The 21,254-nt window shown below is 41.4% G+C and carries 21 protein-coding genes; 11 read left to right on the plus strand and 10 right to left on the minus strand.

Going from position 1 to position 21,254, the window contains the following annotated elements:
• Positions 1-289 (minus strand): twin-arginine translocation signal domain-containing protein (locus AC1DPZ_RS02050; RefSeq protein ID WP_477400895.1); only part of this gene is annotated, 289 nt, incomplete at its 3' end.
• 243 nt (positions 290-532) lie between these two features.
• On the opposite strand from AC1DPZ_RS02050, the gene epsC reads away from it, so the two are divergent.
• On the plus strand, positions 533-1,363 hold the full coding sequence (gene epsC, locus AC1DPZ_RS02055) for a serine O-acetyltransferase EpsC (RefSeq protein ID WP_477400896.1): 831 nt from the start codon (positions 533-535) through the stop codon (positions 1,361-1,363).
• Positions 1,364-1,391: 28 nt separating this feature from the next.
• A complete protein-coding gene (cysM, locus tag AC1DPZ_RS02060) occupies positions 1,392-2,264 on the plus strand; it encodes a cysteine synthase CysM (protein ID WP_477400898.1) in 873 nt (290 codons plus the stop codon).
• A 3-nt stretch (positions 2,265-2,267) separates the two neighbouring features.
• Here cysM and AC1DPZ_RS02065 read toward each other — a convergent pair whose 3' ends face one another.
• Together AC1DPZ_RS02065 and AC1DPZ_RS02070 are read right to left on the minus strand one after the other, a co-directional pair.
• Positions 2,268-2,765, minus strand: a complete 498-nt coding sequence (locus tag AC1DPZ_RS02065; RefSeq protein ID WP_477400899.1) for a hypothetical protein — start codon at positions 2,763-2,765, stop codon at positions 2,268-2,270.
• A gap of 15 nt (positions 2,766-2,780) precedes the next feature.
• A complete protein-coding gene (locus AC1DPZ_RS02070; RefSeq protein ID WP_477400900.1) occupies positions 2,781-3,953 on the minus strand; it encodes a THUMP domain-containing class I SAM-dependent RNA methyltransferase in 1,173 nt (390 codons plus the stop codon).
• Between the two features lie 82 nt (positions 3,954-4,035).
• Between AC1DPZ_RS02070 and AC1DPZ_RS02075 the strand changes: the two genes are divergently transcribed.
• The 3 genes from AC1DPZ_RS02075 (at position 4,036) to AC1DPZ_RS02085 (ending at position 7,162) form a co-directional block, all read left to right on the plus strand.
• The gene (locus AC1DPZ_RS02075; RefSeq protein ID WP_477400901.1) at positions 4,036-4,401 is read left to right on the plus strand and encodes a DUF3127 domain-containing protein; all 366 of its coding nucleotides are present in this window, start codon (positions 4,036-4,038) and stop codon (positions 4,399-4,401) included.
• Positions 4,402-4,573: 172 nt separating this feature from the next.
• Entirely contained in the window at positions 4,574-6,373 is a 1,800-nt protein-coding gene (locus tag AC1DPZ_RS02080) for a sensor histidine kinase (protein WP_477400903.1), read from the plus strand.
• 96 nt (positions 6,374-6,469) lie between these two features.
• Positions 6,470-7,162 (plus strand): response regulator transcription factor, encoded by a 693-nt coding sequence (locus AC1DPZ_RS02085; protein ID WP_477400905.1) that lies wholly within the window; start codon positions 6,470-6,472, stop codon positions 7,160-7,162.
• A 115-nt stretch (positions 7,163-7,277) separates the two neighbouring features.
• Here AC1DPZ_RS02085 and AC1DPZ_RS02090 read toward each other — a convergent pair whose 3' ends face one another.
• Positions 7,278-7,736 carry a DUF6036 family nucleotidyltransferase gene (locus tag AC1DPZ_RS02090; protein ID WP_477400955.1) on the minus strand — a complete coding sequence of 153 codons (459 nt, stop codon included), beginning with the start codon at positions 7,734-7,736 and terminating at the stop codon, positions 7,278-7,280.
• Positions 7,737-7,943 carry a hypothetical protein gene (locus tag AC1DPZ_RS02095; protein WP_477400906.1) on the minus strand — a complete coding sequence of 69 codons (207 nt, stop codon included), beginning with the start codon at positions 7,941-7,943 and terminating at the stop codon, positions 7,737-7,739.
• Between the two features lie 115 nt (positions 7,944-8,058).
• Between AC1DPZ_RS02095 and AC1DPZ_RS02100 the strand changes: the two genes are divergently transcribed.
• Entirely contained in the window at positions 8,059-9,621 is a 1,563-nt protein-coding gene (locus tag AC1DPZ_RS02100; RefSeq protein WP_477400907.1) for a M28 family metallopeptidase, read from the plus strand.
• A 448-nt stretch (positions 9,622-10,069) separates the two neighbouring features.
• On the opposite strand, the gene AC1DPZ_RS02105 is transcribed toward AC1DPZ_RS02100, so the two are convergent.
• From AC1DPZ_RS02105 to AC1DPZ_RS02115, 3 genes are read right to left on the minus strand one after another with little or no spacing between them, the layout of a single operon-like run.
• A complete protein-coding gene (locus AC1DPZ_RS02105; RefSeq protein ID WP_477400909.1) occupies positions 10,070-10,519 on the minus strand; it encodes an RES family NAD+ phosphorylase in 450 nt (149 codons plus the stop codon).
• Between the two features lie 2 nt (positions 10,520-10,521).
• On the minus strand, positions 10,522-11,013 hold the full coding sequence (gene parS / locus AC1DPZ_RS02110) for a type II RES/Xre toxin-antitoxin system antitoxin (RefSeq protein WP_477400910.1): 492 nt from the start codon (positions 11,011-11,013) through the stop codon (positions 10,522-10,524).
• Positions 11,014-11,073: 60 nt separating this feature from the next.
• Positions 11,074-12,477 carry an MBL fold metallo-hydrolase RNA specificity domain-containing protein gene (locus AC1DPZ_RS02115; RefSeq protein WP_477400911.1) on the minus strand — a complete coding sequence of 468 codons (1,404 nt, stop codon included), beginning with the start codon at positions 12,475-12,477 and terminating at the stop codon, positions 11,074-11,076.
• Positions 12,478-12,644: 167 nt separating this feature from the next.
• Between AC1DPZ_RS02115 and AC1DPZ_RS02120 the strand changes: the two genes are divergently transcribed.
• Positions 12,645-13,016: a BlaI/MecI/CopY family transcriptional regulator gene (locus tag AC1DPZ_RS02120; RefSeq protein WP_477400913.1), complete on the plus strand. Its 372-nt coding sequence runs from the start codon at positions 12,645-12,647 to the stop codon at positions 13,014-13,016.
• 2 nt (positions 13,017-13,018) lie between these two features.
• Entirely contained in the window at positions 13,019-14,932 is a 1,914-nt protein-coding gene (locus AC1DPZ_RS02125; protein ID WP_477400915.1) for a TonB family protein, read from the plus strand.
• 432 nt (positions 14,933-15,364) lie between these two features.
• On the opposite strand, the gene AC1DPZ_RS02130 is transcribed toward AC1DPZ_RS02125, so the two are convergent.
• Entirely contained in the window at positions 15,365-16,768 is a 1,404-nt protein-coding gene (locus tag AC1DPZ_RS02130) for a tetratricopeptide repeat protein (RefSeq protein ID WP_477400916.1), read from the minus strand.
• Positions 16,769-17,007: 239 nt separating this feature from the next.
• On the opposite strand from AC1DPZ_RS02130, the gene amaB reads away from it, so the two are divergent.
• Positions 17,008-18,549, plus strand: coding sequence for an L-piperidine-6-carboxylate dehydrogenase (gene amaB, locus AC1DPZ_RS02135; protein ID WP_477400918.1), 1,542 nt, complete (start codon positions 17,008-17,010; stop codon positions 18,547-18,549).
• Positions 18,550-18,573: 24 nt separating this feature from the next.
• Positions 18,574-20,217 carry a S8 family serine peptidase gene (locus AC1DPZ_RS02140; protein WP_477400919.1) on the plus strand — a complete coding sequence of 548 codons (1,644 nt, stop codon included), beginning with the start codon at positions 18,574-18,576 and terminating at the stop codon, positions 20,215-20,217.
• A 179-nt stretch (positions 20,218-20,396) separates the two neighbouring features.
• On the opposite strand, the gene AC1DPZ_RS02145 is transcribed toward AC1DPZ_RS02140, so the two are convergent.
• The gene (locus AC1DPZ_RS02145) at positions 20,397-20,528 is read right to left on the minus strand and encodes a hypothetical protein (protein ID WP_477400920.1); all 132 of its coding nucleotides are present in this window, start codon (positions 20,526-20,528) and stop codon (positions 20,397-20,399) included.
• A 313-nt stretch (positions 20,529-20,841) separates the two neighbouring features.
• Here AC1DPZ_RS02145 and AC1DPZ_RS02150 point away from each other — a divergent pair, with 313 nt between their 5' ends.
• Positions 20,842-21,252, plus strand: a complete 411-nt coding sequence (locus AC1DPZ_RS02150; RefSeq protein WP_477400921.1) for an SPW repeat domain-containing protein — start codon at positions 20,842-20,844, stop codon at positions 21,250-21,252.
• Positions 21,253-21,254 lie beyond the last annotated feature (2 nt).

Below are 21,254 nucleotides of genomic sequence, written 5' to 3' on the forward strand. Positions count from 1 at the left end.
AATGCGCACTTGGCATGATCAGGCCTTCCTGGTTTAAAACGCTTAAAAATCCTTTAGCGTTCATGCCATAAAATAATTGGGAGCCTGTATAAGTAGCCCCCTCAACAGAGGTAAAACCTAATTTGGCTACTTTAGCCAATGCTGCTATTGGGTCTTTTGCCATAGCATCGCGTACTGTATAAAGCTGCAAGCCTATCTGTTTTTTGTCATAAGCAAATAAGCGGGGCGCTGCTAAAAGCCCGGCTGTAAACACTGCCGAAGTTTTGAGAAATGAGCGTCTGGTAGTCATTGTTTTTCGTTTTAGTAATTGGTTACTGTAAATATAGCGTATTAGCCGTACCAAAACCAAAGACTTGAAATAATTTGAATGGTTTAGAAGAATATATAATAATTGTTACCATTTCGGTATTAATAGTATTCCTGTATTATTATATCCATCAATTAAGTAGGCCTTTTTACATATAAACAAGATTCTTTTCCATAAACTTGCAATATAAATAGTTGTTTATCGTAAGCAACCCAGTCATAAAACATGAGCCAGGAGTTTTATCAGCAAATTTTTAACAAGCAGCAAAAACTTGAGTATGTGCCTTCAAATAAGGAAATTACCAGGTGGGCGCTACGGGTCATTCATTTATTGTACCCCGAACAAACCGCAAAAATGTTTGCAACCGTTGATGAGTTGAAGGCAGAGTTTGTTTTACTGGAAGCCGAACTTTACAGTATCATGGAGGCCACAAAAGCCTGCGGCGATTGTGATAATAAGAAGCGTGCTGCTGATTTTTTTGAACAACTGCCACAACTTTACCAGGTACTCAACACAGATATTCAGGCCATATTTAATGGAGACCCGGCTGCACGCAGCGAGTTTGAGGTTATCAGAACCTATCCAGGCTTTTTTGCCATTTCGCTATACCGGCTGGCGCATCGTTTATATGTAAGCGATGTTCCCTTAATCCCGAGGATATTAACCGAATATGGCCACTCCAAAACGGGTATTGATATACACCCTGCAGCTGTTATTGGCGAGTATTTTTATATAGATCATGGTACAGGCATTGTCATAGGCGAAAGTTGCAGTATCGGCTCACACGTAAAATTATATCAGGGTGTTACCCTTGGCGCCTTAAGTGTTGATAAAAGTATGGCATTCACCAAACGCCATCCTACGGTTGAGGATAATGTAGTTATATACTCGGGCGCTACTATACTGGGTGGTGAAACGGTTATTGGCAATAATAGTATAATTGGGGGCAATGTTTGGCTTACCAAAAGCCTTCCCCCTAACTCAAGGGTATACCACACACCAAACATCCGCATACTTAAAAAGTTAAGCAGGCGGATCTTTGGAGAAAATAAATAAATTACGTCTCCTACAACAAAAACAAATTATGGCTGCACTGATTGATCTGATAGGCAATACGCCTATGGTTGAAATAAAAAAGCTAAACCCTAATCCCAACGTACAAATATTTGCCAAGCTGGAGGGCAATAATCCCGGCGGCAGTGTTAAGGACCGTGCATCGCTCAACATGATCCGCAGCGCTATTGAACGTGGCGATATTAAGCCGGGCACTAAGCTTATTGAAGCTACCAGCGGCAATACCGGTATTGCACTGGCCATGATAGCCCGCCTGTTTGACCTGGAAATTGAGCTGGTAATGCCATCAAATTCCACTCGCGAGCGTACGCTTACCATGGAGGCGTTTGGAGCCAAAGTAACCTTGCTGGAGGGCATTGAACTTTGCCGTGATTATGCCGAAGAAAAAGCAGCTACGGGTGAATTCTACTTAGTAAACCAGTTTGGAAATCCAGATAATTACGGAGCTCATGTTAAAACTACCGGGCCCGAAATTTGGCGGGACACCAAAGGCAAAATAACCCATTTTGTAAGCGCAATGGGTACAACAGGCACCATTATGGGCTGCTCCATATACCTTAAAAAACAAAACCCCAGTATACAGATAGTGGGCTGCCAACCTACTGAAGGCTCATCTATCCCGGGAATCCGCAGGTGGCCGGCTGCTTACCTGCCAAAAATATTTGACGCTTCAAGAGTTGACAGGGTGATGGATATCTCAGAAGAAGAGGCTACCCAAATGACCCGTAAACTGGCTAAGGTTGAAGGTGTATTTGCCGGCATGAGCAGTGGCGGCGCCTTATCAGCAGCCATAAAATTAGCTGCTGAATTAAAAGAAGGCGTAATTGTATTTATCTGCTGTGATCGCGGTGACCGGTATTTAAGCAGCGAGCTTTTCGGGTAGTTTTTATTTACCTAAATCGTAATTKATAACCACTGTTGGCAGCAAGGTAGCATTATCCATAGGCACCTGGTTAGTTGATAAGATAGGCCTGCGTTTAGCATAAAATTCATAAACCTCTTTGAACAAAGCTTTACTTGGGATAGGCGGCTGATTAAATCCTATCGAAAACGGGATCACAAAATCATGTGCTTTCTCATGATCGGGAATGATCCATTTATGATTGGATTTTTTAAGCGCTTCAATAACCGGAGTAGTTAATATGTAATCATCGGCATAATAAACAACAATTCTTTTAATAGCACCCTTTTCATCAGCAGTAAATTTAAAAACGGCTGTTCCGGTTGCCTTCTTGCTAACTATCTCGGGCGATACTTTCAGGCTATCCCTGAAAAAGGAGGTCATTACCGGGGCTCCTCCCTGGAAAGGGAATACCTGCTCTGTTTGAGCCATACTATAAACTGACGATAAAACGGCGGCGACAATTAATATGATCTTTTTCATTTATTCTTTTTTTGGTTATTCTTCTTTGGGTTCTCTTTTGCTTCCTTCATACAGCTCATATTCAAATAAGCGGCAATCCAGTTTACCATTGTAAAATTCTATTCTTCTTGATGGGCGCAAACCTATCTTTTTCGCCAGGTCGGGATTACCGGTAAAAACATATCCCCTGTACCCCAGGCATTTCTTTTTCAGGAAATCACCCATTCTTTTGTAGGTAACCTCCAGTTTGCTGTGTACGCCTAAACGTTCACCGTATTCCGGGTTAAACATTACAACACCAGCATCCCCGGGCACTTCAGTGTCTTCGAAGTCACAAACAGCAAAATCAATCAAATGTTCTACACCAGCTGTTTTTGCATTTTTTTGTGCTATATCAATCGCGTCTTCAGATATATCTGTAGCTATAATTTTAAAGCCGGTTTCTTTTTTCGCCTTATCTTTTAATTTACGGCGTTCGGCAAAAAAAACGGTCTCGTCATAACCCATAATATGCATAAAACCGTAGTTCATCCTAAATAGGCCCGGATGTTTATCAGTAGCCAGTAAGGCTGCTTCAATAGCCAGTGTACCAGATCCGCACATGGGGTTAATGAAAGTACTCTTCCTATCCCAATTGGTGGCCATAATGGTTGATGTGGCTAAAGCTTCCAGCATAGGAGCCTTGCCCGGTATTTTACGGTAACTATGCTTGGCAAGTGTTTCGCCCGATGTATCCATAAAAATATCCGCATCACTATCCTGCCAGTAAAGGTGTACCAGCGTCTTATTTGCCTCCGAGCCAGAATTTGGCCTGATGTCTTTCACAGATTTAATTCTGTCAACAATAGCATCCTTTACTTTCACATTGGCAAACAAAGGCGTAAGTATATGCTCGTTATTAACGTTTGATGTTACAGAAAAATAGCCGCTAAAATCTATTAATTTCTCCCATTCAATGGTTACCAGTTCGTCATATAGCTGCTTAGGATCATCGGCCTTAAAGCTTTTTATAAGGTAAAGCACCTGGCTTGCGCAGCGCAGGTTTAAATTAAGGGCTATAGTATCAGTTACTGTGCCCTTAAGCTCAACCCCGGTTTGAAAAACGCGGGTTGGCGTATAGCCCAATTCTTCTACTTCCTGTTGAAGGTAGCCCGACAGCCTTTTATTACAGGTAATTATTATTTTACTCTCGTTGTGGAAAACTTGCATAATATTTTGCGAATTTATGAATTAAAAAGCCCCTATTTTAATTTCCTAAGCATTAACTTTACATTTTAAATTTTTTAAGATTATGGAAGTTAAAGGTAAAGTACATGAGGTGTCGCCAACACAGCAGGTAACAGAGTCACTAAAAAAGCGTGAACTGATAATTGAGTATGTTGAGAATCCACAGTATCCCGAATATTTAAAGTTTGAAGCCATACAGGATCGTTGCGCGTTAATGGACAACGTAAAAATTGGTGACGACGTTGAAGTTTTCTTTAACCTGAAAGGCCGTCCATGGACTGATAAAACAGGCAAGAAAAGCTATTTCAACTCATTGCAGTTATGGAAAATTAACGTTTTGTCGGGTGCAGGTGCCGCCTCAACCCCAGAATATGCAGCGCCGGCAGCTGATATCAGTTCATCAAGTGATGATGACGACCTGCCGTTTTAATCGGGTTGCACATTAGATATTTAAAAGCTCCTTTTATTAAAGGGGCTTTTTTTGTTACCTGTCAAACAGCAATACCCTATTCTTCAAATCGTTATTGTATATTAACAATTGTTAAATTTTGTTAAATGCCCCCGTTTGTTGKGTTATTTAAAATAATTTTGTTTGTTAACAAATGAAGAAACGAAGCATAGGATTGATTATTGGATTAATGGGACTTGCACTTTTAGGTGTAATGGCCATGCAATTGTACTTTTTAAGGCAATCGTACCAAATGCAATCCGAACTATTTGACCGTTCTGTTAACGAGGCGCTCAATAACGTGGTATCAAAAGTAACCAAACAGGATGCCAATAATTTTTTAAGTTCAAGAGCTCAAAATAAAGATACGGAGGTAGATGAAGGGGGAATTAAAATAGTTAAAAGTAATTCAAACAAGGCATACGACTTAAACTCAAAGAAGAAGGCAACTTATAAACAACGACGGATTGCCCTTTTGCGTGATAGCCTTGAACGAATGATCATGCACAAAAAGCTGGATGATGAGTTGAGCAATTTATTAATGCAGGAGGGTACTATTGATTTCAGCGTTGAAGAGCAAACAGATGAATTTGGGGTTGTGCATATAAGGTTTACCCCGCAAGCTGTAAGAACACGCATAACAAAAATTAAAATACCCAAAAAGCTACATAAATATGATACGCTAAGGTATTTTTACCAGGACCCAATGATAGGCAAGCAGTTGACACTGCAACTTATACCCAACCCCCTTTGGGAGCGCGAGCAAAGACGCAAACAAAAGGAAAAGCAAGTTTACCAGATCAAAAAAATGCTGGAGACCGATTCCCTCCAAAATTTAAATAATAGCAAAATTAGCGTTATCGAAAACCTGGCAGAAGATTATCGAAAATCCGGGCAGCCGCTAACCAAACGCTTAAGTCGATTTTGGATTGATTCCTTACTCCGGTTCGAACTCCATAATAAAGGAGTGTACCTGCCTTTTAGTTATGAAGTTTCAACGGCCAATAATGACTCACTTATATTTTCAAGCGCCAATGACCTGGAAGGTAACAAGCCCGTATTTATAGCTGCAAATACCTACCAAACGCCTATTTTTAGTAAGGATGTGATCAATGATCCAGGCAAAATAAAGCTTACATTCCCTCAAAAAAACTCGCYCATATTAAGCCATATGACCGCTACAATGGGCACCACAGGTGGTTTGTTGCTGGTGCTTATATTTTGCTTCGGGTACACTATATTTTCTATCCTAAAACAAAAAAAGGTATCGGAGATGAAAATAGACTTCATCAACAACATGACCCACGAGTTTAAAACCCCTGTATCAACCATCATGATAGCAAGCGAGGCTTTAAAAGATACCGAAATTACAAACGACCAAAGCCGGGTATCGCGCCTTGCCAACATAATTTTTGAAGAAAACGAACGTTTAGGAAGCCATATAGAAAGAGTGCTTAATATTGCCCGCATAGAAAAGAATGATTTTAAGCTCGACAAAAAACCGCTTGATGTAAATGATATGATAGCCGTTGTATTGGATAGCATGACGCTTAAACTGCATAAATGCAATGCCAAAACAACACTTGAGATGGATGCAGAGCATGCCGTTATCATAGCTGATGAGCTGCATTTTTCAAACGTGCTGTATAACCTTATTGACAATGCCATAAAATATAGCATTGACCATCCCGAAATTACCATCAGCACAATTAACCGGAACGGGCAGGTTGTTATAAAAGTTGCTGATAAAGGTATTGGGATGAGCCGCGATCAGCAGACAAAGATATTTGAGCAGTTTTATCGCATTCCAACAGGAAACCTTCACGATGTAAAAGGTTTCGGCCTTGGCTTAAGCTATGTAAACACCATAGTTAAACGCTTGAATGGTACCATAAGCGTAAGATCTGAAAAGGAAAAAGGATCGGAATTTGAATTGAAATTTGCGTTGGCGTAAGGAGTCGGAAAGTCCGGGAGACAATAAAACCCGGAAGTAAATAATTGAAATAAAATCTTCCGGACCTTCCGACTATCGGACTTCCGGGCAAAAAACATGAAGAAAATACTACTGGTTGAGGATGATGCCAATTTGGGTTTGCTGTTGCAGGATTACCTGCAGCTGAAAGGTAAGTTCGATGTTGTTTTGTGCAAGGATGGAGAAGAAGGCCTGCGTGCTTTCACCAAACAAATGTACGATTTATTGATACTTGATGTAATGATGCCCAAAAAGGATGGTTTTACTTTAGGTAAAGATATCAGGAAGATAAATCCTAATGTTCCTATCATTTTCGCCACAGCAAAAAGCATGATAGAGGATAAAACACAGGCTTTTAACCTTGGCGGTGATGATTATATCACCAAACCTTTCCGTATTGAAGAGTTGTTACTGCGCATAAATGCTCTCCTTAAACGTACTGGTGGAACCGAAAAATCTGAAGAAGAAAAACAAACCAACTTCAAAATAGGCCGTTATTCGTTTGATTATACCTCGCAGATCATCACCATAGGCGAATCGAACCAAAAATTATCAACTAAAGAGGCCGAACTACTTCGCCTGCTATGTATGCGTAAAAACGAGGTACTTACCCGCGAAGAAGCCCTCCTTAATATCTGGCATGATGATAATTATTTTAATGGCCGCAGCATGGATGTGTTTTTGAGCAAGATTCGTAAGTATTTAAAGGATGACCCCAATGTAGAGATCATTAACGTGCATGGCCGGGGTTATAAATTGCTTATCAATTAACCCCAGCCCGGGGTATCTGTTGCTTTTGTTATTCTGGATGCTGAATTGGAACATTTTCCAGGGCATATTCATAAGTGTAAAACTGTATGGCTTTTTTGTGGCATGGAATGCGTATTTAATGCCTTTTAGTTAAGTTATCTAAATCATCAAGGTCTTTATATCTGCCCGATGCCTTTTTAGCACTAATAAGGTCATTCAAATGAATAGTTCTGACAAGTAAGCCATCTTCCTCAAAATAGATCGCGCTATTATAACAAGAATCAAAGTCAACTCCCTGTGCAGATGTCATTACATCAATAGACGCCGGAGGTCTGCCAAATGTAAATACCTCTATATTTTCATTTAAGAACTTCTCCTCTGTCATATCAAAAACGGGCATACCGAAATGCAAAAATGCGGTTCTTAACTTTTCATAATTGTCAACTGTTTTTGCAACCAAAATAGTCATGTCACCAGTAGTTCGGGGGTGGCGGTGTAAAATGACAGAATACCCACCAATCAGCACATACTTAACATCATTTTTATTAAGCTGGTCAATAAAATCTCTGAAATCCTGATTGAAAATATTACCTATCTATTTTTCCCTGGACCTGATACTGAACACGGTTTTATCCATCCTTGGAGGATTATTCTCAGGGTAATTATAAGCAACACTATTTAGGTAGTTTGCTATGCGCAGTCTTTCCTGCCAGGTAAGCTGTTTATAATACCCTGTTTGGTCGGCGGCTTCTTTAGCTGTCTGGGCTTTAAAAGCAGTCCGGTCTAATCTAAAATCGCTCATAGTTCAAATATACCGCAAAAACTTTTACATGTGACAAATTTGTTAAGCCACAGTTATGGTTTTATGCCGATTAATAAATAGGTTTGTTATCGACTGATCTCATTATTTATTAACTATGAAACTAAAACTACTTTTTTCGTGCCTCTTATCTGCGGGCATAAGCGGTCAACTGTTTGCACAGGAAACTGTTGATCCGGCAATAGTTCAAAAAATTCGTGAGGAGGGTTTAAATCACTCCAAAGTGATGGAAACCGCTTTTTACCTAACCGATGTATCCGGCCCCCGTTTGGCTAATTCTCCGGGATTAAAACGCGCACAGAACTGGGCCGTTGAGCAATTGAAAACCTGGGGTATGGTAAACGCCAAATTAGAGCCATGGGGCAAGTTTGGTAAAGGCTGGGAAGTTCAAAAAAACTATGCCGCTATTACTGTTCCTTACTATCATGCCATTATAGCTATCCCCAAAGCCTGGACACCTGGCACCGGCGGATTGATCAAAGGTGATGTTATGGTCGTAAAAGCCGATTCTGCTATTGATTTGGAAAAATACAAGGGCAAGCTGCAAGGCAAGGTTGTGATATTTGACACCAAACCACTTATCGAACGTACTTTTAAATCTGATGCAGCCCGTTATACCGACGAGGAGCTGGCCACCATGGAAAAGGCAACTATGGCCCCTGCGCGTGAGCGCCGGGCGTTTGATCCAAACTCACCCCAGTTTGCTGCTATGCGTAAACTACGCGCATTCAGGGCGTCTTTAGGTGAGTTTCTGTTACAGGAAAAGGTTGCTTTGGTTTTAAGCCAGGGAAGAGGCACAGATGGCACTGTATTTACCACAAACGGGGCTTCATACGCCGATACAGCCAAAGCCGTAGCGCCAGAGCTGGAAACCAGCAGCGAAGATTATCAGCGCATTTTACGCCTGGTAAATGCAGGTAAACCAGTACAGGTTGAGGCCGATATAAAAACACAGTTCTTTACTGATGATATGCAGGGTTATGACGTAGTTGGCGAAATACCCGGCACCGATAAAAAGTTAAAAGACCAGGTTGTTATGCTTGGCGGCCACCTTGATTCATGGCATGCAGGAACCGGCGCTACCGATAATGCCGCCGGCAGCGCGGTAATGCTGGAGGCTATGCGTATACTAAAAGCTATCGGTTTTAAACCAAAACGCACCATTCGTATAGCGCTCTGGAGTTCAGAGGAGCAGGGCTTATTTGGCTCACGAGGCTATGTGTTAAACCACTTTGGCGATCCTAAAACCATGCAGCTAAAGCCCGAGCAGGCAAAGCTTTCGGCATATTACAATTTAGATAACGGTACAGGTAAAATAAGGGGGATCTATTTGCAAGGCGATTCGGCTGCAGGGCCAATATTTAAAACCTGGCTGGAGCCCTTTAAAGATTTGGGCGCTACAACGGTAACCATCAGCAACACAGGCGGTACAGACCACCAATCGTTTGATGCGGTGGGGATTCCTGGCTTCCAGTTTATCCAGGATGCTATTGATTATGGTTCACGCACCCACCATAGCAACCAGGATACTTACGATCGCCTGATTGAGGACGACCTTAAACAAGCCGCTACCATTATTGCCTCGTTTGTTTATAATACATCACAACGTACCGAAATGATACCACGTAAAGAATTGCCTAAGCCGCAACCGGCACGCTAAGTATCTTTTAAAGTTTATAATACATCACAACGTACCGAAATGATACCACGTAAAGAATTGCCTAAGCCGCAACCGGCACGCTAAGTATCTTTTAAAGTGTTCCACCGGAACGGTGGAACGCAGCGGAACGGGTGGAACACCTTTCTGTTTGACTGTCAATGATTTAGATAAAGTTTAAAACAAGACTGGAACACTATAGTGGCTGATTTTCAACTGTTTACATAAACGCAAAAAGCAAAGTGTAAACTAACAACAGGACTAATCAGTAAAAGTGTAAACTTTTTTCAGGGTGAAACAAACAAAACAAAAAATCAATACTTTGATTATCAATTATCTTAGCTTATTTGATAGGAAAGTATTTAAAAAAAGCAGAGAAAAAACGGGAAAAATTGAGAATTGTAAAGAAAAATTCAATAAAAAAAGCGATGTTGTTTTAGCATCGCTTTTTTTATTGCTTTATTCTTTTATCAAATACAAATGGTTCTGTTTTAATTAGCCGGATGGATTTAAAATCATCATGCTTAGGGTTGATCAGGTAGTTGACCTCTTCGTCAATAATGGAGGATGGAACTGCTAATACAGCCGACCGCTTGTCTGCTATCCATTTATTGCCCAGGTTTTGAGTAAACAACATCCGGTCATATTCCTGCCAGTCTGGCGGCAGGTCTTCCTTTTTAATACTGATGACCAGTAAGGTATCCGGCACCTCAATGGTCATTACATTAAAAGCGAGGTTGAGGCTTACCTGGTTACGGTGAACAACGTTTTCAAGACAGGCTAATGACTGCGATGACGCCGTATATATCATCTCCACATCATTAGGATTCCACCTGGCGGCCCTACCCGATGCTACCAGTTTACCCGAATATTTTGCAAGCGCAATACGATATACAAGCATCGTTAAGCCAGATCGCCAAATTGTATACGGATCAACTCTTCTTCGATGAGCTGGATACCTGTTATGGTATCCATTATATCAAAAGGCAGCCTGTTGCCAAGGCCGTAAGCCGGCGTATTAAGCCACTGATGAAATGCCTGGCCCGAGCCGAATATTTCAATGCCGGTATCAAATAGCGCAAATGATTTGAGCAGTTTTTCGCTTAAGGCGGCATCCAGTTTTAAATCGCGGTTAACATGGTTTTGAATAGTTTTAACCGTGGTTTTAAATGTTTCCTGGAATTCATCCTGGGTAAAACCCGATAATGATRAAAAATCTAGCGCGGTTTTTGCATCCAGGCCACTTTTTGACCTGTTTAACAAGCTGATAGCATCTGTGTATTTTGGCTCACGATTATATACGCCTTCAAAATCAGAAACATAACTTACTTTTTCAAAATCCTTATAAATCACAGGGGATTTTTTAAGGGTTGCTTGTTTTTTTACCTTTGCCATTGGTTTTATCCTCTACAACAAATATAGAAATTTTTCCATAAATAAAAGAAATTTTTCCATTTATTGTAATTCTATCCGCTGATGCTGGTAGGGTATCTCAATATGTTTAAACCCTTTCTCTTTTAGTTTTCCGCTAAAATACTGCTGTACCTCATACTCGCCGTGAACAAGAAAAACTCCTTTTACCTTTTCAGGATCCTGGCATGCCATAAAATGCAGCAGATCCTCATAATCGCCATGGGCGCTCATCGATCTGATGGACCTTACTTCGGCATTAACGGTGTATGGTTCGCCAAAAATATTAACTTCCATATCCCCGTTAAGCAAACGCCCACCCAATGAGCTGGGCTCGCAGTAACCTACCATTAAAATAGTGTTTTTATTATTGCCGATATTTTTTTTAATATGATGCTTTACCCGGCCGGCTTCGGCCATGCCCGATGCGGAGATGATAACACAGGGGCTTGGGTTATCATTCAGGGCAATGGATTCTTCGGTTGATTGAATAAACCGGAGTCCTTTAAATCCAAAAGGGTTTGGGTCGGTTTTTAATACGGCTTTCACTGCTTTATTATAAACCTCGGGGTGGCCCATAATTACCTGGGTGGCTTTTTCCGATAGCGGACTATCTACAAAATAAGGCAGATCCGGCAATACTCCTCTCAACTCCAGGGCATTTAAAGCGTATAGCAACTCCTGTGTTCGCCCAACACTAAATGCCGGGATAATCACTTTACCCCGCTTAACCTCGCAGGTTTCTTTAATAATCTCCAATAAGGCATCCTCAATAGGCCCGATATCCTTGTGCAGCGAATCGCCATAGGTTGATTCCAACAAAATATAATCAGACTGATCAAATACCTCCGGATCATTTAACAGCATGTCGTCATATCGTCCAACATCACCGCTAAAAGTAATATGGGTTGGCTTACCATCTTCCAATATAGATAAATGCACCACAGCGCTGCCCAATATGTGGCCTGCATCAGTAAACTTTAGCTTTACCCGGGGAGTAATCTCAAACTCCTCCTTATACTCAACAATTTTAAATAGCCTAAGCGCATCCATCGCCTGTTCATCTGTATACAGCGGCTCCAATAACGGCAGGCCTTTACGGGCCCGGCGCTTGTTGATATAGGCAACATCCTGCATCTGGATATGCGCTGAATCCATCAGCAGAATTCGCGCCAGATCCATTGTAGCCGATGTGCAATAAATAGGGCCTTTATAGCCCTGGGCAACTAAACGCGGAATTAATCCGCAGTGATCAATATGCGCATGGGATAGCACCATATGATCAACCTTTTGTGGATTGAATCCAAAATGTTCGTTCAGGTCATCAGATTCTTCGCCCATGCCCTGGAACATACCGCAATCCAATAATATGCTGGTACCATCCTTTAAGCTGATGAGGTGCTTACTGCCGGTAACGTTACGGGCAGCGCCATGAAAGGTTATATTCATTGATAATTTAGTATGAAATAGCTTAACGAAGATGGGGATTAAAAGTTTAGTTTCAATAAAACTAAACTTTTAGTTGTTATTTTAATTTATAGTATTTACCTTAGTTTAACCAATTGGATAATTGATGTGATTTTAAATAAGCATCAATAAAATTTATTACAAAGCACATGGAAATTAAAGAATTAACCCGCGCCGAAGAACAAATTATGCAGGTATTATGGCAACTGGAAAAGGCCTATGTAAAGGATGTGATTGACGTATTACCCGAGCCAAAGCCGGCCTATAACACCGTATCAACCATTATCAGGATTCTTGAGACAAAGGGATTTGTGGGGCATACGGCATTTGGAAAAAGCCATCAATATCATCCGGTGGTAAGTAAAGACCAATACCAGGATTTTGCTTCGGATAAACTGCTGAGCGGCTATTTTGATAATTCTGTAAACCGCATGCTTTCGTTTTTTGTAAAAAAAGAAAAGATCGACCTGAAAGAGGCTGATGAGATCATGAAACTGATTGAAAAACTTAAAGACAAGTAATTATGAATTGGTGGCAATATTTATTACTGGTAAATATTTACCTGGTGCTGTTTTATGTGTTTTATGTTTTATTGCTGCGAAAGGAAACCTTCTTTCAGCTTAACCGCGTTTACCTGGTAACGGCAGCACTATTGTCGTTTATTATACCGGTTATACAGGCAAACTGGGTGCAAAACCTTTTTATTACACAACAGGTAAAGTATACTATTTATAGCATCCCGGTAATGGAGTACCATTTTAAGCCCATAGACGACAGGCATATTAATATGGGCGAAATATTGGCCATTTTGTATTTAAGCGGAATATTGGTTTTATCGGCAAAGCTTACCTGGCAGTTATATAAACTGCGTAAGGTGATGCGTATGCCCAAGGCAGCCGTCCCATACTCATTTTTCAAGCAAATAAAACTGGATGAGAGCAATCCCGATAATGCAGTAATTGAAGCGCATGAGCAGGTACATGCACAGCAATGGCATTCGGCCGATGTATTGTTGATTGAAATGGTAATGATCATCAACTGGTTTAATCCAATAGTTTACCTGTACCGGTTTTCTATCAAACACATTCACGAATACATTGCCGATAGGCAGGCTGTACAGGCCGGTACCAGTAAAGCCGATTATGCACTGCTGCTATTGAAGCAAACATTTAATGCGCCGGCCCACCGGCTGGTAAATCCGTTTTTTAACCACAGTTTGTTAAAACAACGTATTATCATGTTGCAAAAAAATAAATCGCAGCGAATCTCGCTTATCAAATACGGCCTTTCGGCCCCGTTATTTATACTAATGCTTATTTTATCATCGGCAACTATTAATAACAGTAAAACCTTTACAGCAATTAATGATAAGGCGCAGGAAATATTTATAACACCGGCGTTGCAAACAGACCTTTCTGCTGTACTGCCCGGCAACAATAAACCGATTACGGCTATTAAAACAAGCGATAAGCCTGATACCGGCAAGGTATTTTCTTCGGTAGAGGAATTGCCGGAATTTCCGGGAGGTGTTCAAGGTTTCGGGAGGTTTTTAGGTGTTAACATCAGGTACCCCCAGGACGCGAGGGAAAAGAAAATACAAGGCCGGGTAATTTGTTCCTTTATTGTTGAAGATAATGGCTCGTTATCGCACATCAAAATTTTAAGAGGCGTTAGTGCCGATATAGATGCCGAATCGGTTCGTGTGCTTAAGCTTTCACCTAAATGGAAACCCGGTGTACAAAACGGAATAAAAGTACGAACACAGTATACTGTACCTATAGGTTTCACTTTAGATGTTGATAGCATTAAATTAGACGAAGCGGCACAAACACCGGCAGCGAACAAGGTTTACAGCTCGGTACAGGAACTCCCTGCTTTTCCGGGCGGTATTGAGGCGCTTGGCAAATTTTTAAGCACCAACATCAGGTATCCTAAAAGCGCGAGGGAAAAAGGGATAGAGGGAAGGGTGATATGTACGTTTGTTGTAGAAACCGATGGTTCATTATCTAATATAACAATTTCAAGGAGTGTTAGTGCCGATTTGGATGAAGAAGCGGTTAGGGTACTTAAACTCTCGCCAAATTGGACTCCCGGTAAACAAGATGATGCAGAAGTAAGGGTACAGTATAGCATACCAATCAGCTTTAAACTTACCGATGATAAAAAGCCGGCAAAATCAACAGAAAATAAAATGGGTAACGTGCGGGATACTGCTGCTACTTACAAAGAATCGCTTATATGCAATAATTTCACTAACGATTCCAAACCGTTGTATGTGCTCAACAACAACCCCATAACCGACCTGCAGCTTAAGCTGATGGATCCAAATACTATTAAAAGCATCAACGTTTTAAAAGATAAAAGCGCCACGGCCTTGTATGGTGATAAAGGCAAAAACGGCGTGATTGTAATAACCACAAAGAACAACAAAAGCTAAGAAGCTGTTTAAATTTGATTTATTAATGTTTTATGGTTCTAATGGAGCACATAACCCCGCGTCATTGCGAGTGGTACCTTCTTATAATGACATGATTGTAAGCTGTTGATTGCCAGTATGTATTTGCACATGGACGTCTTGCCCGTCATTGCGAGGAACGAAGCAATCCCCGATTTACAGAGTAGCTGTGCAAATCCGCTCKGTATTTTGGGGATTGCTTCGTCGTACCTCCTCGCAATGACGATCAYGAGGTGATTGTGGTACCTATACATGTCATTACTGTTTTTTCCAGCTCGGCTGGTGGATACTTGCAATGACGATCATGAGGCAGCTGTGGTGGTCATAAAAAAAGGAGAGGAAAATTAATTTTCCTCTCCTTTTTCATTTATTTAAATATCAAATCATTGCAGCTATCGTCTGTAATCTKCACATCTACTTGGTATACCTGTTAATGATATCAACTATTACCTTGTTCTTTTGTAGTTGAGGCAGATAGTCAAACAGGATATAATGTTTCTCCGGATCGGATGTCAATGCCATTTCCAGGTAGTTAAGTGCCTCATTATATTCGCCCTTGGCAAACAGGTAAGCTACCATCCTATAATAAAGCTCTGCCGCTTCGGGGTTATTTTTTATCGCCTGCGAGATGATCTCGATAGCGCCCACCAGTCTTTGCTGTTCGTATAATATAGACGAATAATCAAGCCAGGCATCAATATCCAGGGGGTTTAGCTCAACCACCTTTTCATAAGCCTGTTCAGCTTCGGTCATGTGGCCCAGCTTATACTCAGCATCGGCAATGGCAAACCAATAATCGGCATTGGCAATATCAAGATCGAGCGCTTTTTTGTAAAAGTGCAGGGCCTCGAAATAACGTTCCTCAAAATCAAGCGTAACACCTATCCCAAACCAGGCATCGGCCAGTTTAGGATCCATTTTAACCGATTTTTTATAAAAAGCGCGGGCATCATCCATCTGCTCCAGCTTTTCGTAGCACTCGCCAATAGCGCAATAGGTATCAGCATTAGGTTGCTCATACTCAAAGGTGTGGCGGTATACTTCAATTGCTTCGGCATATTTCTCCAGGTTGACCAATGCGTTACCTTTGTTAAAATAGGCTGATGCAAAGCTGTCTTTTATCAGGATGGCATAATCATAAGCATCAATTGCTTTCTCAAACAAACTTAGCTTAGTATAAGCGTTACCAAGGTTGTACCATGCCGCGTAGCTGTAAGGCTCGTTATCAATATATTGCTGATAAAACTGCACGCTCTCCTGCTGGTTGTCCATTACATCATAGCAAAAAGCCAGTTCGTACAGGGCATCCTGGTTTTCCATATTTTGTTTAAGGCAAAGCTTAAGGTAGCTTATGGCAGTATCGTAATCGCCCATGTTTTGATAAACGTAGGCAATGTGCAGTAGTATCTCATCTGTTTCTTCGGCAAGGCCAAGGGCTTTTTCATAATTTTCCAAAGCTTCACCAAACCGTTCCATGCTCTCGTACAGGTTACCCCGTATAATATAAATATCGGCATCAGAGGCCTCAAGCATAGCTGCCTTTTCAAGAGCGGCAAAGGCCTCGGGAACTTTGTTGCCTACTACAAGCAATTGGGCCTGTTTAATTAAAAAAACTGCTGCAAATGGGTGTTGGTTACGTGCGTACTCTGCCACCTGCAGTGCTTTGGCCGGATCATTCTTTTCGATGTAATAGTCGATAATGTTCTCAAACGCCTGGGCATCAAAAAAGTACTGGTCGTGATTGCGGATCATCTCCTCGTACCGCTCTACCGAAAACTTTGGATCTTCGGTAAAACCAAATTCAAATTCTTCTTCCATTCAATTTTGTTTGCAGAACATCCGCTTTAGGTTAACAATAAAATTGCTTTGTAAAGACTTATTAAGTTGAAAATACGACAATAAAGCGTCCAATCGACAATTTAGTTTTCAACATTCGCACATTTTTAACAGATGTTAATTACAAAGCCTTGATAATTAATGACAATCAATTAAACGGCAATGGACGGGTGAACCAAAAATTGCCTTAAAGATTTTTACCTTTGACAAAAGTAACGATTATGAGCCTTGATATTACCGATATTTTAAAACGTTTACATATAAACGATATTAATGATGCTTTTAGTACCGGGAGCAGCTGGGGCAGCAGTAGCGATGCAGCCATAAAAAATGTTACATCGCCCGTTGACGGCCAAAAGATAGCATCGGTTAAATTTGCTACCGAAAGCGATTATAACCAGGTAATTGAGCAAGCTGCCAAAGCATTTAAAACCTGGCGCCAAACCCCTGCCCCAAAGCGCGGCGAAATTGTACGCCAGATAGGCGAGGCCCTGCGTGCCAATAAGCATGACCTGGGTACACTGGTATCCTATGAAATGGGTAAAAGTCTGCAGGAAGGCCTGGGCGAAGTACAGGAAATGATAGATATAGCCGATTTCGCGGTAGGATTAAGCAGGCAGCTGTATGGTTTAACCATGCACTCAGAAAGACCGGAGCACCGTATGTATGAGCAATATCATCCACTGGGTATTGTCGGCATTATTTCGGCCTTTAACTTCCCGGTTGCAGTATGGAGCTGGAATGCCCTGCTGGCATGGGTTTGCGGCGATGTTTGCATCTGGAAACCATCAGAAAAAACACCTTTAACCGCCATTGCCTGCCAGCACATTGCGCAGGAGGTTTTTAAAAGAAACAATATTGAAGAGGGAGTGTCAAACCTCATCATCGGTGATCGTAATATTGGCGAGCTGATGGCTAATGACGCGCGCGTACCACTCATTTCGGCCACTGGTTCAACCCGCATGGGCAAGGCAGTTAGCGCGGCCGTGGGCGCCCGGTTAGGCAAAAGCCTGCTGGAGCTGGGCGGCAATAATGCCATCATCATCAGCGAAAATGCCGACCTGGATATGTCACTCATTGGCGCTGTATTTGGTGCCGTGGGCACCGCCGGGCAGCGTTGTACCAGTACCCGCAGGCTTATTATACACGAAAGTGTTTACGAAGCTTTTAAACAAAAACTGGTGAGCGCTTACGGACAGATACGGATAGGTAACCCGCTGGATGAACATAACCACATGGGGCCGCTGATTGATCATGATGCGGTGGCGCTTTACCTGGATTCAATAGAAAAATGCAAGGCCGAAGGCGGCAAATTTATAGTTGAAGGCGGTAAGCTGGAAGGTAATGCTTATGCATCCGGATGCTATGTGAAACCGTGTATTGCCGAGGTAGAAAATCACTTTAAAATTGTACAGCACGAAACCTTTGCGCCTATCCTCTATCTCATTAAATATACCACGCTTGAAGAGGCTATCAGTTTGCAGAATAGTGTACCGCAAGGCCTGTCATCGGCCATAATGACTAATAATTTGCGCGAGGCAGAACAATTTTTATCCTATGCTGGTTCTGACTGTGGAATTGCCAACGTAAACATCGGTACATCGGGCGCAGAAATAGGCGGCGCTTTTGGCGGCGAAAAGGAAACCGGCGGTGGCCGCGAATCTGGATCTGATGCATGGAAAGTTTATATGAGGCGACAAACCAATACTATTAATTATTCAAAAACGTTGCCATTAGCCCAGGGGATCAAGTTCGATCTCTAAAATTTTTATTACTAATATTTATACATGTTTAATTTCCGCTCATACATTACCTGCACTTTTTTATTCGCAGCATTAACAATTGATCAACCGGTATCGGCGCAGGTAATGCCTAAGCCCGAACCCGACCCGCCAAGGCATTGGCAACTAATGGACCTTAAGGAAGATGGTTACTTCGGTATCAGCTTAAAGCCTGCCTATCTTTATGTAAAAGGTAAAAAAAGCAAAACTGTTGTAGTAGCCACCATTGATAGCGGAGTGGATACCCTGCAAAATGACCTGAAAAGCATTTTATGGGTAAATACAAAAGAAATTCCGGGCAACGGCTTAGATGATGACCATAACGGTTATATTGACGATGTACATGGCTGGAATTTTTTAGGCGGCGCAGGCGGTAAAGCAGATTTTAATGAAACTACCGAAGAAGTACGCGAGTACAACAAACTTAAAGGCAAATATGCTGGTATCACCGAAGCTACCGCAACAGATAAAAAAGCATTTGCTTACTGGCAGCGTGTTAAAACCGTTTATGATACTACGATAAATAAATCGCAGACAGAAACTGCACAGCTACAGCCCATCATGAACGCCTTAATGGCAACCAGCGGATACATCAAAAAATCGCTTAGTATAGGCGCAAACGGTACTTTTAAAGAAGCCGACCTTGTAAGAATAAAAACAACAAACGATACCTTAAGCCAAAGCAAATATGTATGGGCTACTATATTTTCGCAGGAGGGTGGCAACAAAACAAATGCTGCCATTATTAAAGATTTAAGCGAATACCTGGAGAAGCTCAATAACAACCTATCGCCCGACCTGGAATCGCGCAAAAGAATAGTTGGCGATAATGTAGATAGCTTGGATCACAAACCTTATGGCAACAACCTTTTAAAGTTTGCTGATGCATCACACGGTACAGGGGTAGCCGGATTAATTGGTGCTGTACGCGGGAATAATTATGGCATAAACGGCGTTGCTGATAACGTAAGGATTATGGCGATTAAAGCTGTACCTAATGGGGATGAGTATGATAAGGATGTTGCCAATGCCATACATTACGCGGTAGATAATGGCGCAAAGATCATTAACATGAGTTTTGGTAAAAAAATATCGCCGCATAAAGAATGGGTTGATGAGGCTTTAAAGTACGCCGCTTCAAAAGATGTATTGCTGGTATTAGCCGCCGGGAATGATAACGACGATATGGATATGGACACTGATTACCCCAACGATCTTTTTCTTGACGGATCAGCTACCGATGCTGATAACCTGATTAATGTTGGCGCTTCGGGTTCACATTTGGGCGACCACCTTGCAGGAGATTTTAGTAACTACGGTAAAAAAATGGTGGATGTTTTTGCACCTGGTGTTAAAGTAACTACTATTGATACCGATGCCGAATTTAATACCGAGGATGGCACAAGCTTTTCATCGCCAATAACCGCGGGTATTGCGGCTTTGGTACTGGAATATTATCCAACATTAAGTTCAAAACAATTAAAACAGGTTATCCTGGCATCGGCCACACCATTAACCGGTACTATGGTTTACAAACCCGGCTCCAAAACCGAGAAGGTTGACTTTACTACCCTGAGCAAAACCGGCGGCATTGTAAATGCATATAAAGCGCTGCAAATTGCCTCAACAATGCGGGGAGAGAGGAAATAGATTTTTTGGACTTTCGGACTTTCAGACGTTCGGACTTTCAGACAAAAGACAGAAGGACAAAAGATAAAGTACTTTAAATAGCTTTATATCTTTTGTCCTTTATCCAAAAGTCCCTCGTCCGAAAATCCTTTGTCTGAAAGTCTGAAAGTCCTTTGTCCGAACGTCCTTCGTCCAAAAAATTACTTTTTCTTATCGCCGCCAATGGGTTTTACGGCGTCTTTTTTACCCGATTGGTAATCAGATGGCGCTTTTTTGCTTCCTTCGGCTGCTGGCTTCTTTTTTTCTTTTACGGCTTGTCTGTCCTTGCTCATGATCTTATAGTTTTAGATGTTAATTATGCGGGCTTGCTGGTATTGCAGCCCGGGTATTATATTGTATTTGCGGATGATTAACAGGCCCTCTTTTGTAGTGCCGGTTTTTAGGAAGAAAATGGATTGCTTTAATTTTAAAAACGCCTATCTTTGGCCAATTATTACAGCAATTAATTAAAGGTAATTGTTTTAAGCTATAAAAAGCATTCAAGGTGATTTTAAATATCGAAAACCTGTATAAATGCTTAGCTTTGCAACGTTTTTTTGATACACGTATATAAATAATAGATACATTACAACAATTCGCTAAAAAATGAAAAGCTTTATTCCAACAACCTTTTATGCATTTTTAAACTATGTAGTAGCCTTGTTACTGATTTCAACACTGTGGACGTTTGATACATTACATATTGGCGGCGCGGCTTTGTTCCTGCCATTAATTGTAGGCTGGTTACAGTTGATCATGGCTATTTTTGCCGATAACAAGCTGGGCTTTATTAAAGTGTTCCCAATGAGCATGCATAATATAAATGATGTAATTATGGGTTCATTCCTGATGTGTACTCCGTGGATTTATGATTTTAGCTCAAAATTATGGATACCACAGGTTCTTTTTGGTGGCCTGCTATTCATCATGGGTATTTTCACCGAGGGATCGCCTTTGCTTAAAAGACATCAGGAACCGCTTCAGGAAGGTGGGTTTACTTCAACAGATTCATTATAATC

The sequence above is a fragment of the Mucilaginibacter sp. P4_G9 genome (genome assembly GCF_056400985.1).

Coding starts and splice junctions, on each gene's coding strand:
- AC1DPZ_RS02120 (WP_477400913.1), top strand. CDS start 12,645: ATGGAAATTAAAGAATTAACCCGCGCCGAAGAACAAATTATGCAGGTA.
- AC1DPZ_RS02115 (WP_477400911.1), bottom strand. CDS start 12,477: ATGAATATAACCTTTCATGGCGCTGCCCGTAACGTTACCGGCAGTAAG.
- AC1DPZ_RS02070 (WP_477400900.1), bottom strand. CDS start 3,953: ATGCAAGTTTTCCACAACGAGAGTAAAATAATAATTACCTGTAATAAA.
- AC1DPZ_RS02145 (WP_477400920.1), bottom strand. CDS start 20,528: ATGAGCAAGGACAGACAAGCCGTAAAAGAAAAAAAGAAGCCAGCAGCC.
- AC1DPZ_RS02085 (WP_477400905.1), top strand. CDS start 6,470: ATGAAGAAAATACTACTGGTTGAGGATGATGCCAATTTGGGTTTGCTG.
- AC1DPZ_RS02105 (WP_477400909.1), bottom strand. CDS start 10,519: ATGCTTGTATATCGTATTGCGCTTGCAAAATATTCGGGTAAACTGGTA.
- cysM (WP_477400898.1), top strand. CDS start 1,392: ATGGCTGCACTGATTGATCTGATAGGCAATACGCCTATGGTTGAAATA.
- amaB (WP_477400918.1), top strand. CDS start 17,008: ATGAGCCTTGATATTACCGATATTTTAAAACGTTTACATATAAACGAT.
- AC1DPZ_RS02140 (WP_477400919.1), top strand. CDS start 18,574: ATGTTTAATTTCCGCTCATACATTACCTGCACTTTTTTATTCGCAGCA.
- epsC (WP_477400896.1), top strand. CDS start 533: ATGAGCCAGGAGTTTTATCAGCAAATTTTTAACAAGCAGCAAAAACTT.
- AC1DPZ_RS02125 (WP_477400915.1), top strand. CDS start 13,019: ATGAATTGGTGGCAATATTTATTACTGGTAAATATTTACCTGGTGCTG.
- AC1DPZ_RS02130 (WP_477400916.1), bottom strand. CDS start 16,768: ATGGAAGAAGAATTTGAATTTGGTTTTACCGAAGATCCAAAGTTTTCG.
- AC1DPZ_RS02075 (WP_477400901.1), top strand. CDS start 4,036: ATGGAAGTTAAAGGTAAAGTACATGAGGTGTCGCCAACACAGCAGGTA.
- AC1DPZ_RS02095 (WP_477400906.1), bottom strand. CDS start 7,943: ATGAGCGATTTTAGATTAGACCGGACTGCTTTTAAAGCCCAGACAGCT.
- AC1DPZ_RS02150 (WP_477400921.1), top strand. CDS start 20,842: ATGAAAAGCTTTATTCCAACAACCTTTTATGCATTTTTAAACTATGTA.
- AC1DPZ_RS02100 (WP_477400907.1), top strand. CDS start 8,059: ATGAAACTAAAACTACTTTTTTCGTGCCTCTTATCTGCGGGCATAAGC.